Annotated in this window: 12 protein-coding genes; 2 read left to right on the top strand and 10 right to left on the bottom strand. The window is 56.9% G+C overall.

What is annotated here, in order from left to right:
• Nucleotides 1–31 precede the first annotated feature (31 nt).
• Nucleotides 32–685: a TrkA family potassium uptake protein gene (locus CFN46_RS05745; RefSeq protein ID WP_024952298.1), complete on the top strand. Its 654-nt coding sequence runs from the start codon at nt 32–34 to the stop codon at nt 683–685.
• Between the two features lie 67 nt (nt 686–752).
• Complete coding sequence (locus CFN46_RS05740) at nt 753–2,147, top strand: TrkH family potassium uptake protein (protein WP_024952299.1); 1,395 nt, start codon at nt 753–755, stop codon at nt 2,145–2,147.
• 189 nt (nt 2,148–2,336) lie between these two features.
• Here the strand turns inward: CFN46_RS05740 and ihfA are convergent, their stop codons facing one another.
• From ihfA to CFN46_RS05690, 10 genes are all read right to left on the bottom strand, one after another.
• Complete coding sequence (gene ihfA / locus CFN46_RS05735) at nt 2,337–2,696, bottom strand: integration host factor subunit alpha (RefSeq protein ID WP_024952300.1); 360 nt, start codon at nt 2,694–2,696, stop codon at nt 2,337–2,339.
• 26 nt (nt 2,697–2,722) lie between these two features.
• A complete protein-coding gene (gene pheT / locus CFN46_RS05730; RefSeq protein WP_024952301.1) occupies nt 2,723–5,107 on the bottom strand; it encodes a phenylalanine--tRNA ligase subunit beta in 2,385 nt (794 codons plus the stop codon).
• Nucleotides 5,108–5,163: 56 nt separating this feature from the next.
• On the bottom strand, nt 5,164–6,183 hold the full coding sequence (pheS, locus tag CFN46_RS05725) for a phenylalanine--tRNA ligase subunit alpha (RefSeq protein WP_088742925.1): 1,020 nt from the start codon (nt 6,181–6,183) through the stop codon (nt 5,164–5,166).
• Between the two features lie 367 nt (nt 6,184–6,550).
• Entirely contained in the window at nt 6,551–6,901 is a 351-nt protein-coding gene (gene rplT, locus CFN46_RS05720; RefSeq protein WP_024952303.1) for a 50S ribosomal protein L20, read from the bottom strand.
• A gap of 45 nt (nt 6,902–6,946) precedes the next feature.
• A complete protein-coding gene (rpmI, locus tag CFN46_RS05715; protein ID WP_024952304.1) occupies nt 6,947–7,141 on the bottom strand; it encodes a 50S ribosomal protein L35 in 195 nt (64 codons plus the stop codon).
• Nucleotides 7,142–7,243: 102 nt separating this feature from the next.
• A complete protein-coding gene (gene infC / locus CFN46_RS05710) occupies nt 7,244–7,783 on the bottom strand; it encodes a translation initiation factor IF-3 (protein WP_084488080.1) in 540 nt (179 codons plus the stop codon).
• A 34-nt stretch (nt 7,784–7,817) separates the two neighbouring features.
• Nucleotides 7,818–9,716 (bottom strand): threonine--tRNA ligase, encoded by a 1,899-nt coding sequence (thrS, locus tag CFN46_RS05705; protein WP_024952306.1) that lies wholly within the window; start codon nt 9,714–9,716, stop codon nt 7,818–7,820.
• A gap of 350 nt (nt 9,717–10,066) precedes the next feature.
• Nucleotides 10,067–10,942: an OmpA family protein gene (locus CFN46_RS05700; protein WP_024952307.1), complete on the bottom strand. Its 876-nt coding sequence runs from the start codon at nt 10,940–10,942 to the stop codon at nt 10,067–10,069.
• 280 nt (nt 10,943–11,222) lie between these two features.
• A complete protein-coding gene (locus CFN46_RS05695; RefSeq protein WP_024952308.1) occupies nt 11,223–12,377 on the bottom strand; it encodes an amidohydrolase in 1,155 nt (384 codons plus the stop codon).
• Between the two features lie 51 nt (nt 12,378–12,428).
• Nucleotides 12,429–12,941 (bottom strand): DUF2489 domain-containing protein, encoded by a 513-nt coding sequence (locus CFN46_RS05690; protein ID WP_088742924.1) that lies wholly within the window; start codon nt 12,939–12,941, stop codon nt 12,429–12,431.
• Between the last annotated feature and the right edge of the window lie 62 nt (nt 12,942–13,003).

Here is a 13,003-nt window from a genome sequence, read left to right as displayed (position 1 = left end):
CAAACGACAACATCGTGGCAGGGAGCAGTTCATGCATCGTCAATTTGCGGTTATTGGGCTTGGTTACTTTGGCGCTACCGTTGCACGCGAGCTAAGACGTCACGAACATGAGGTACTGGGCGTCGATCCTGATGAGAAACGCCTCAATGCAATTGCCGACCTTCTCAACCAGGCAGTCATCGCGGATCCAACGGATGAACATGCACTCCGTGAGCTGGGACTGGATCAATTCGACGCCGTGCTGATCGACCTTTCCGATTCAATGGAGCAGAGCCTTACCTGTGCCCTGCTGGCGCGTGAATTAGGCGCAAAGGAGTTATGGGTCAAGGCCACCTCCGATGCCCATCACAAATTACTCAGCCGACTGGGCGTCGATCACATCGTACATCCTGAATATGATCTCGGCATCCGCGTTGCTGAAAGCCTTGCCTATCACGCAATGGTCGATTTCATCCATCTCGGCAATCATCAGTTTGTGGTCGAGCTGGAAGTCAGTGAGCGCCTGTGCAATGACTGCCAGCAACTCGATCATCTACCACTGGGTGATGACATCAGCGTCATTGCACTGCGCAAGGGCGAAAGGCTGGATCGTAAACCTGCCGCTGACACTCCACTCACCCATGGCGATCATCTGGTGCTGATCGGAGAACTGAGCGCATTGCGCAAGCTGGGGGCGCATCTATGAGGTCGCTGGATGGCCTCTCCAGCAAGCGGTCAGGGCTCTCTGACAACACACTCGCTGGCCTACTACGATGAGGCATCATTATCGACGTTACCTGCGCCCACTGACACGCTCACCACGTGGCCCGATCATTCATCTGTCACCACCGGAAATACTGCTCGGTGGCTTTCTCGGGCTCAGTCTGCTCGGTGCCGGACTACTCAAGCTGCCCGGTATGCACCATGAAAGCCTGAGCTGGCTGTCGGCACTCTTTACAGCGACATCGGCGGTCACTGTCACAGGACTATCCGTCACGCCACTCAGCGAATTCACTCTCTCGGGTCAAGCAGTAGTGATGATCTTGATCCAGCTGGGCGGCCTTGGTTTCATGACCCTCGCCGCCCTCTCACTCGTGATGCTCGGGCAGCGCCTGCCCATGCACCAGGCAAGCCTGGTACGCGAAGCCTTGAATCGCAGTAGCTCGCGCGAGATCGCCCGCCTGCTCAAGATCATCACGGCCTTTGCCCTGACACTAGAACTGACCGGCGCGTTGCTACTAGCGATTGACTGGGTGCCAATCTACGGCTGGCGTCACGGACTGTGGCTTAGCCTCTTCCATTCCATCTCGGCCTTTAACAATGCCGGTTTCACTTTGTGGCCGAATAGCCTACTGCGGGAAGCGACCAATCCGCTTGTGACAAGCGTGATCAGTGTGCTGTTCATGACCGGTGGCATTGGTTTTGCCGTCATTGGAGAACTTCGCGAGCGACGCCGTGAATATGGCTGGCGTGTACTACTGCAACCGTCTCGCTTCTCGGTGCAGACACGGCTTGTTCTCGAGGCCACTGTCATACTTAATCTGCTGAGTCTGGTGGTGATTCTGGCACTGGAATGGCGCAATCCCGGCACACTGGGTGGAATGGCCAATCAGGGTGAACGCGTACTTGCCGCCGCTTTCACCGCGGTCACGCCACGCACGGCTGGCTTCAGCGTCATCGATACTTCTGCGATGACTCACGCCAGCACACTGTGGACGATGGCACTGATGTTCATCGGTGGCGGGAGTGGCTCTACCGCAAGCGGAATAAAGCTGACCACCTTTGTAGTGCTGCTGTTGACGACTCGCTCCTTCCTACGCCGAGAAGCATCTCCTTCACTACATGGCAGACGCATCGGCGACGAGACGGTCTTCAAAGCCATTGCCGTGGCACTGACGGCAATATTGCTGATCTTCACCATGCTATTTGCGCTGACCATCACCGATCCGAATCATGACTTCCTGACGCTGGCCTTCGAGGTCGTCTCGGCCTTTGGCACCGTCGGCCTGAGTCGGGGGCTGACGCCTGAGCTGTCGACTCCCGGGCAACTGATCATCATCATCACCATGTTGCTGGGACGCACTGGGCCGCTGGCACTTGGCTACCTGTTGGCGACACGCAAACATCACGGCATCAACTATGCCCGCACGGAGCTTTCCATTGGCTAACGCAACGGTGACAACTCTGATGCTTGCCCGCTCTACAACACCAGGTACTGATCTCTAAAATGGCTTGAAATGACATTAATAACGCTCTGAAACGACAACAGCCCCGACGCAATGCGTCGGGGCTGTTGAATGATATGAGTCGACAGAATCCGTCACCCATGGAGCGGCAAGCAGATTTAGCCAACGACGCTAGTGGTCATCATCATCGTGATCATCATGGTCGTCGTGCTCATCCAGGCGCTGATGCGTATGGCCTTCGCCGTCGTACTCGTCCACGCGGGCCTTGAGTTTCTGGCCTGGGCGGAAGGTCACTACGCGACGCGCAGAGATCGGAATCTCCTCGCCGGTCTTGGGGTTTCGCCCCGGACGCTCGCGCTTGTCACGCAGGTCAAAGTTGCCAAACCCGGACAGCTTCACCTGTTCGTTCTCACGCAGGCAGCCACGAATCTCGTCGAAGAAGACTTCTACCATCGACTTGGCTTCGCGCTTGGACATGCCAAGATCTGAATGCAGATGCTCGGCGAGTTCCGCCTTGGTCAATGCTCCCATGTCCGCTCCCTCGTTCAAGTGGCGACTCATGCTCTCAGCGCCGCCCCGAAGCGTGTATGGCTATCGGTGACGATCGCATCGACTAACTGATTGATTTCATCATCATTGAGCGTGCGCGAAGGATGCTGCCAGGTCAAGCCTAGAGCGAGCGACTTGTGACCATCGGCTACCCCCTGGCCCTGATAAACATCAAATAGACGCAAATCTGTCAACCATTCCCCAGCCTGAGCACGAATAGCGTCGAGTAGCGACTGCACATGCACACCCTCTTCCACCACGAAAGCCAGGTCGCGACGAACTTCCGGATACTTCGACAACGGTGCGAAACGCGGTAAGCGACCCGCACAGGCAGCGGAAAGCGTAATTTCGAAGACGAATACCTCAACCTTCAGGCCAAGTTCGGCACGCGTGGCAGGATGCAAAGCCCCCATCCAGCCCACCGGCTCATCATTGAGCAACAGACGAGCGCTTTGCCCAGGATGCAGCGCTGGATGCTCAGCCGCATCAAAGCGCCATGCTGCGAGATTGCCACCTAATGCCAGCAGCGCTTCAACATCACCTTTGAGGTCGAAGAAATCCACCTTGTCACGACCGCCATTCCAACCTTCCGGCAAACGTGCACCGCTAATCAGACCGCCGACCATTGGGGTCTGCTCGAGCGTATCCAGCTCACCACGGAAGACAAGACCGGTCTCGAAAAGACGAACGCGTGACTGCTGACGATTGAGATTATGGCTCAGTGCCTTGACCAGGCCCGGCCATAGTGAGCTGCGCATGACAGCCATATCACTGGATATCGGGTTGGCCAGCGCCGGCGCCACACCGTCAGGATCCAGCGCTTTCTGCTGCTCCGGTGCGACGAAGCTATAACTGATCGCTTCCTGATAGCCACGCGCCACCAACTGACGACGTAGACTCGTCAGCGGCTGAGTCGCCTCGTGGGAAGCCGCTGGCGTCAGACGTGCATTCGGACGGCTGACCGGCAGATTGTTATAGCCATGAATGCGTGCCAGCTCTTCGATCAGATCAGCTTCGATACTGACATCGAAACGCCAGCTCGGCACCACGACCTGCCACTGGCCATCGCCATCGGCACGCATCTGCATGCCCAGACGCTCGAGAATCTCGACGATCTCGTCATTCGGCAACGCCATGCCCAGCATGCGCTCGACGCTGGCTGCACTCAGCCCAACGACAGCCGCCTTGGGTAGCTCAGCATCACTGGCCACTTCAATGACAGGGCCCGGCTGGCCACCAGCAATCTCGATCAGCAAGGCAGTCGCACGCTCCATGGCGTCACGCTGCAGCTGGGCGTCCACACCACGTTCGAAACGGTGCGAGCTGTCAGTATGCAAGCCATAGCTACGTGCCTTGCCGGCAATCGTCAGCGGAGCAAAGAAGGCAGCTTCGAAGAAGATATCCTGAGTATCAGCACTCACACCGCTACCCTTACCGCCCATCACGCCCGCAATGGCCAACGGGCCATTCTCATCAGCGATGACCAGGGTATCGTCACGCAGGGCGATCTCCTGGCCATCGAGCAGCGTCAGCGGCTCTTCGGCTTTTGCCATGCGTACGTCGATGCCACCGCTCAGGCACGCCAGATCGAAGGCATGCATCGGTTGACCGAGTTCAAGCAGCACATAATTGGTGATGTCGACCACTGGATCGATGCTGCGAATGCCGCTACGACGCAGTCGCTCTTCCAGCCACAGCGGAGAAGTCGCCGCTACATTGACACCACGGACCACACGGCCCAGGTAACGCGGGCAGCCTTGTGCCGCACTGACGGTCACCGGGAAGGTGTCATCGATCACAGCTGTCACCGGCGCGATGGCCGGTACAGTCACGGCAAGGCGATTGAGCACACCCACTTCACGGGCCAGCCCCTTGACGCTTAGGCAGTCACCACGATTCGGTGTCAGATCGACCTCGATGGCATTGTCATCGAGCTTCAACCACTCACGCGCGTCGCGACCGATTGGCGCGTCTGCTGGCAGCACCATGATGCCATCAGAGGCATCATCTTCAAGGCCCAGCTCAGAGGCACCGCAGATCATGCCGCGGGATTCAACACCGCGCAACTTGGCCTTGCGAATCTTGAAGTCGCCCGGCAGCTTCGCGCCGACACGTGCGAACAACACCTTCTGACCCACCGCCACATTGGGCGCACCACACACGACCTGCACCGGCTCATCAGAACCGTCATTCACCTGGCAGACATTAAGGCGATCTGCTTCAGGATGTGCTTCGCGAGAGATGACCTCAGCCACGACGACGCCGGAAAACTCACCGGCTACCGGATCGATACCATCGACTTCGAGGCCTGCCATGGTGATCTGGTCGGCTAGCTGCTGGGTCGTCAGCTCCGGCGACACCCATTCACGCAGCCACTGTTCGGAAAATTTCATCTTGCTGTCCTGTTCCGTAAGTCCACGCCCTCAGGGCGCGATACGTGAGTGAATGCCTAGCTGAACTGGCGAAGGAAACGCAGATCGTTCTCGAAGAACAACCGCAGGTCGTTGACGCCGTAACGCAGCATCGCTAGACGCTCCACACCCATACCGAAAGCGAAGCCGCGGAAGCGCTCGCTGTCGATACCGGAGTGACGGAAGACTTCCGGATGAACCATGCCGCAACCCATCACCTCAAGCCAGCCTGTGTGAGAGCAAACGCGACAACCATCGCCGGCACACATCACGCACTGAATATCGACTTCAGCGGACGGCTCAGTGAACGGGAAGTAGGACGGACGGAAGCGCACTTCCAGGTCATCACGCTCAAAGAAGGTATGCAGGAATTCTTCTACCGTTCCCTTGAGGTCAGCAAAGCTGACATTCTCGTCAACCAGCAAACCTTCCACTTGGTGGAACATGGGCGTATGTGTCAGATCGGAGTCGCAACGATACACACGCCCTGGACAGATGATGCGCAGCGGCGGCTCACTGGCCTTCATGCTCCGTACCTGCACCGGTGATGTGTGCGTGCGCAGCAGACGTGTGGCATCAAAGTAGAAGGTATCGTGCATCGCGCGCGCCGGGTGATGCGAAGGAATGTTCAGCGCTTCGAAGTTATGATGATCGTCTTCGATTTCCGGACCTTCCGCGACACCGTAACCAATGCGCGAGAAGAAGCTTTCGATACGCTCGAGCGTGCGTGTGACCGGATGCAGGCCGCCAACCGGCTCACCACGTCCCGGCAGGGTCACATCAATACGCTCCGAGGCCAGCCGCGCATTGAGCGCAGCAGTTTCCAACGCATTACGCTGCGCATCCAGCTCGCCACTCAGCAGCTGCTTGGCTTCGTTGATGGTCTCACCGGCCTTGGGACGCTCTTCGGGAGACAGCTTGCCCAGCCCCTTGAGCAATGCAGTGATCTCGCCCTTCTTGCCCAGGAAGCGTATCCGAACCTCGTCAAGGGTCTGGACGTCTCCGGCCGCCTGGATCGCGGTGCGTGCTTCGTCCACCAGGGTGGAAAGATGTTCCATCCGTTCAGCTCCGATCGCTTGAGTCACTGATGGGAGTCGCCCCACCATCAGCGGAAGTCGCGCCGACCATAAGGCCGGCAGGGAGAGCGTCCCGTCGACGGTGATACACGTCAGCGATCACGCTCTTGCCAAAGTCTGGCTCCTGAACAAGGAACCAGACTTATCAATATAAATGCCTGGCACACCCAGCCAGTACCACTATTCGAGAGTGCCAAACAAAAACAGGGGAAGAGCGGCTGCTCTTCCCCTGAGACGTAACACGTCATCGTAGTGCCATCTGATCAGCTCGATGCGTACACCTTGCTAGCCTTATCAAGACAGTATCCGAGGATGCTGCCAGGACATCGATGGCACCTGATCCGGTCACTTAGGCAGCTTTTGCTTTTTCAACGATGGCAGCAAAGGCAGCTTTTTCGTGAACCGCGATATCGGCGAGGACCTTACGGTCGATCTCGATATTGGCCTTCTTCAGGCCAGCAATGAAGCGGCTGTAAGACATGCCATTGATGCGGGCCGCAGCGTTGATACGCGCGATCCACAGTGCACGGAACTGACGCTTACGGACACGACGGTCACGGTAAGCATACTGGCCGGCCTTGATGACAGCCTGCTTGGCTACGCGGAAGACGCGTGAACGCGCTCCGTAGTAACCTTTGGCCTGCTTCATGATCTTCTTGTGACGGCGACGTGCGACGACGCCACGCTTGACGCGGGACATAGCGTACTCCTGATATTAAGAAAGGTAGACCGAGGTAAGGACGGCTTACAGGTTCGGCAGCATACGGCGGATGAGCGCCTTATCTGCAGCGTGAACCTGTTTCATGCCACGCAGCTGACGCTTACGCTTGGTCGACTTCTTGGTCAGGATGTGGCTACGGAAGGACTGCTTGTGCTTGAAGCCATTGGCAGTCTTCTTGAAGCGCTTGGCAGCGCCGCGGTTAGTCTTGATCTTCGGCATGAGTTTTAACTCCGCTCGGTTTCTTGAGAAAATCCAAGGCCGACAAAAACAGAATCACGCCCGCAGGCGTGACCCTGAAATGTCCGTTTTAATGCCTATGGATCACTTCTTTTTCGGCGCGAGAATCATGATCATCTGACGGCCTTCCATTTTCGGGAAGGACTCGACGACCACAAGCTCGCCAAGGTCGCCGGCGATTCGTTCCATCAGCTTGCGGCCGATGTCCTGATGCGCCATTTCACGACCACGGAAGCGCAAGGTTACCTTACCCTTGTCTCCGCCTTCGATGAAGCGAATCAGGTTGCGCAGCTTGACCTGATAGTCGCCTTCATCGGTACCAGGACGGAATTTGACTTCCTTGACCTGGATTTGTTTCTGCTTCTTCTTCTGCAGATTTTTCTGTTTCTTTTCATCGAAAAGAAACTTGCCGTAATCCATGATCTTACAGACGATGGGATCGGCATTGGAAATCTGGACGAGGTCGAGCCCTGCCTCTTCGGCTTTGGTGAGCGCTTCTTTCGTTGGCACTACGCCAACCTGCTCTCCGTCTGCGTCGATGAGGCGGACTTCGTCCGCACGAATACGGTCATTGATGGGAGCCCGCTTTTCCTGGGGGCGTCCGCGCTGATTATTCCGCTTGATCGTTGCGTCTCCGTTTGGCTGAAAATCATTACTGTCAGACTCGTTCTTCCGTCAGGTGTTCCACGAATGCTGAAACACTCATGGTACCGAGGTCTTCACCAGAACGGGTACGGACAGCTACTGCGTCAGCTTCCACTTCCTTGTCGCCTACGACGATAAGGTAAGGGACCTTCTGCAGAGTATGCTCACGGATTTTAAAGCCGATCTTCTCGTTCCTCAAGTCTGCTTTGACACGGATGTCATGTTTCTCGAGGCGAGAGACCAGATCCTTGGCATATTCTGCCTGGGAATCCGTGATGTTAAGTATGACGACCTGCTCTGGGGCGAGCCAAAATGGCATCGCGCCTGCGTGGTGCTCAATCAGAATACCGAGGAAGCGCTCAAAAGAGCCGAGAATCGCGCGGTGTAGCATAACCGGCGTGCGACGCTCTCCACTTTCATCGACAAACTGGGCACTGAGACGCTCAGGCAGATTGAAGTCCAGCTGTAGAGTACCACACTGCCAGACACGATTCAGACAATCTCGTAGTGAGAATTCAATCTTCGGTCCGTAGAAAGCACCTTCGCCCGGCTGAAGATCCCATGGCAGACCGGTAGCATCAAGTGCTGCCTGCAGTCCTGCTTCAGCCTTGTCCCATGCTTCCGGCTCACCGATGTAGGATTCAGGGCGAGTAGAGAGCTTCAGTTCGACGTCTTCAAAGCCAAACTGCCGATAGACCTCAAGCGTCAGACGAATGAAATCTTCTGCCTCTGTCTGTATCTGATTATCAGTACAGAAAATGTGAGCATCATCCTGAGTAAAACCACGTACACGCATCAGACCATGCAGCGAACCAGATGGCTCATTACGGTGACAGGAGCCGAACTCAGCGAGACGCAGCGGCAGATCACGGTAGCTCTTCAGGCCTTGATTGAAGACCTGGACGTGACACGGGCAGTTCATCGGCTTGACCGCGTACTCACGCTTCTCGGACTCTGTGGTGAACATCAACTCATTGTAATGTCCCCAATGCCCGGATTTTTTCCAAAGCGAAAGATCAACCACCTGCGGCGTCTTGATCTCCTGATAGCCATTCGCACGCTGGATACGGCGCATGTACTGCTCGAGCACCTGGTACATGGTCCAGCCATTCGGATGCCAGAACACCATACCCGGTGCTTCTTCCTGCATGTGGAACAGATCAAGCTTCTTGGCCAGCTTGCGGTGATCGCGCTTCTCGGCTTCCTCAAGACGCTTGAGATAGGCCTTGAGCTGCTTCTTGTCCGGCCATGCGGTGCCGTAGATGCGTGTCAGCATCGGCTTGGTGGAATCGCCACGCCAGTAGGCGCCGGCCAGCTTGAGCAGCTGGAAGTGCTTGAGATGGCGGGTATTCGGCACATGCGGACCGCGGCACATGTCGGTGTATTCTTCATGGTGGTACAGACGAATAGTATCGCCTTCACCGATACCTTCGATGACTTCCTGCTTGTAGGGCTCGTTACGTGTCTCGAACGCGGCGATGGCCTGGTCGCGTGACACATATTCGCGCACTACATCATATTCGGTATCGATCAGCTGCTTCATGCGCTTCTCGATGGCCTCAAGATCTTCCGGCGTCACCGAGCGACCGAAGTCGATATCGTAATAGAAACCATCAGTGATGACCGGACCGATAGCCATCTTGGCATCAGGGTAGAGCTGCTTGACGGCATGACCGATCAAGTGGGCGCAGGAGTGACGAATCACCTCCAGGCCCTCTGCGTCACGCGCCGTAAGAATGGCGACGTTGGCATCTTCGGTGATCATGTCGGCGGCGTCGACTTCGACTCCATTGATCTTTCCAGCAACGCAGGCCTTGGCCAGACCAGGACCGATGGACTCGGCCAGCTGCATCACGGAGATCGGAGTATCAAAAGTACGCTGGCTGCCGTCAGGCAGAGTAACGATAGGCATGAAGAATTCCTTGCGTTCAGTGGTGGCCCTTACCAAGGGTCACGTGAAACGGATTTAGCCGAGCGCCACCGGCGTCGGCTCGAAAAGGGTGTAGCACATCACGAGTCCACGGCCCCCGTTATCCCCGGCCTACAATGCCTGGAGAGTCAGTCCTGCGTTGCCTGTAACAGCCAAAGCTGTCGCATACAATGCAAGACGCAGGAGCCATCCGGTCACGGACGAACTCGACCTTAGCAGCCTATCAGAAAAGCGTAAAGGCACTGCCAGGCGGGCCAAACTCGATCACTCACTCGCAAACGCAGACAGGGCGCCCGAAGGCGCCCTGTCTGTTTCAACATACGACGTATGGCTTACTTAACTTCGGCAAGCTCAACACGACGGTTTTCTGCACGACCTGCAGAAGTATCGTTACCGGCAACAGGCTGTTCTTCGCCGTAGCCCATGGTTTCGATACGAGCAGAGCCAACGCCTTCGGAAGCCAGGTAGGCCTTCACGGAATCAGCGCGCTTCTGGGACAGCTGCTTGTTGTAGGTGTCAGAGCCGACAGAGTCAGTGTGACCTTCGACGCGAACACGGACGTTCTCGTTGGAGACCAGCTTCGCAGCAACGCCATTCAGCACTTTCTCAGCGTTGGCAGTCAGCTTGGCGGAATCGAACTCGAAGTTCACGTCACGCAGCACGAGGTCGGCGACGCAACCCAGAGCGTTGACCTTGGCACCGGCCGGAGTATTCGGGCACTGGTCCTGGTAATCCGGCACGCCGTCACCGTCGGAATCGAGCGGGCAGCCTTTCGCATCAACAGTGACGCCTGCCGGAGTCCCCGGGCACTGGTCTTTATAGTCAGCAACGCCGTCACCGTCGGTGTCCAGCGGGCAGCCTTTCGCATCAACAGCGACGCCTGCCGGAGTACCCGGGCATTCGTCACGGTCGTTCGGCACGCCATCGCCATCGTCGTCCATGGACTTCGGAGCATCGTCAGCACACAGAAGTGCACCAGCAGTTGCGCCGCCCACAGCACCCAGAGAAGCGCCAGTGTCTTCGTCGCTATCGCCGGAGACGCTGTAACCCAGGCCGCCACCGATCAGGCCGCCGGCCAGACCGCAGACGAACGGCTGGCTGTACCAGGGCTTCTCAGCAGATGAAGACTGGGAAGCAGAGCTTGCGCAGCCGGACAGGCCAACAACCAATGCAGAACCCAGAACCAAGCCAGTCGTAGATCTTTTCATGTAAGACTCCTTCTTAACACAGCGCTATATGTAACGGGGGTGTTACGCAGCGGCTCCGAGTATAAGAGCCGAACTCGTTACGGTGAAAGGAATTTCATGCAACATCATCCCTTTAGAAGAAAGCACATGTAGGTGCGTCCTTCCAGCTCTGATCGGGTCTGTTTCCCTTGAAAACGGTACCGATCCTCATGCATACGTTGAAGGAAAACAGTGTTTTTTGCAACGTCGAAAAACTTTGACACTATCTGTATCTTTATAGAGACGCTGTAAAAGACCTGTCTCACCTCCTCCCGAGGTGTTGACGAATCAGTCCCTCGAAGAGATCAACGCCGAGCGTGATCAGGGTATCAGGAAAATCATATTGCGGGTGGTGCAACCCTGGCATTTCTTCACCAGCGCCGAGCGTAAACATGGCTGCATGGCAGTCGCGGCCTAGTACGCCAACATCTTCAGACCAACGGTGAGCATGAAGAAGCTCGACGCAATCATGCCCCAATTGTGCAGTTACCTCGCGAATCACGTCGTTTGCCTGCGGTGAATTCCAGGTCGCCTCGAAGACATCACACCAGTCGACCTCAATCCCCAATCGGTCTTCTTCTGCTTCGCTACGCGCAAGAGAAACAGCAGCTTCAGCCAGTGCTTTCATCATGTCATTGCTTTCGGTACGCAGCGTTGCCATGACTTCGGCATCTCCCGGGGATGTGCCAAAAGCCACTTCTCCGAGGCGCGCATGGATCAATGTGACCATCGCCAAGCCAGTTTCATCCGCAAACTGAAGCGGCAATCGTGACAGTCCTTGCATGATTCGACACATGGCCATTGCAGGGCTACGACCATTTTCGGGGTGTGCCGCATGAGCACATAAACCGGAAAGCCGCACGATCATGCCGCGCGAGGCACAGGTAAAGGCCTCGTCACGCACACTGACTTCACCCAGAGGACGTCCCGGCAGGTTATGACAGGAGTAGAGATAATCGGGCCTGATAGCCTGAAATGCGCTGGTACGCACGACCGCCCTCGCCCCTTCTCCCGTTTCTTCTGCAGGCTGGAATAACAACACGACCTCGCCCCGCGCGACTGGCGTTTCAGCAAGACGTTGCGCTACGCCCAGCAACCAGCTCATGTGCCCGTCATGGCCACACAGATGCCCCACATGCGGGCGACACGACGACCAGTCGCCACGCGGCTCCTCATCAATAGGCAGCGCGTCCAGCTCACAGCGCAGCATGACACGAGGGCCAGGCAAGACACCTCGGAAGATAGCCGCCAACCCATGCCCGCCGAGTCCGGTGACCACCTCGCCACCAGCCTCTTTCATCCAGCCGGAGATACAGGCAGCAGTAGCCGCTTCCTGGCCAGAAAGCTCTGGTTCGCGATGTAACGCGTGACGCAATTCCACCAGAGAGGTCCCCAGCAGGGGGAGTGTTACGTTCATGATCGCCTCACAATGATCAATAAGAGCGCACAAGGATTAGCCTCGCAACCACTAGACGGCCCTGCCCAGGTCAGCAGGCACCACCGGCCGCTTGCGGCCAAGATAGTGCTGATGCCAGAAATCCATATTTTCAAGCACGCGATCAGCGGCCTTTTGAAGCGCCTCAGTGAGCGTTTCCTCGACGGCGATACGCTCCCGATCCTCGGCAAGACGCTCGCGCGGACTCAATGCCTTGCGAGCTGAATGAGTGTGCAGGTGCGCCACACGGCCATGCAGAATGCCGAAGGCAGACAACACTTCATCCTCGGCAAGCGTTGTATCGAGAATTTCGACCAGTACCTTGCAGCGAAGCCCCCCCTCGACCAGATCAATCTGCCCTGCCTGCATGGCGCGCGCGATCGTCTCGAGGCTCTCGAGGCAGTTGGCCCGCGCTCGCGTCAGCTCTTCCTCTTGCAACGCCTCTCGCTCCTTGACCTGACCACGTAGCTTGAGCGCATACACCGCGAGACCCACGATGATAATGAGCGCGATAGCGATCAAGATAATGCTGCTGCTCAAAGACATGCCTTTCTCCTGCAGAAAACAAACCACGAGTATAGGGATTGGAGGCACGACACCCAAGACAG

This window comes from Cobetia sp. QF-1 (genome assembly GCF_002213105.1).
Classification (GTDB): Bacteria; Pseudomonadota; Gammaproteobacteria; order Pseudomonadales; family Halomonadaceae; genus Cobetia; species Cobetia crustatorum.
Note: the sequence above shows the minus strand (reverse complement) of the source record. Positions and strands in the feature narration are given on the sequence as shown.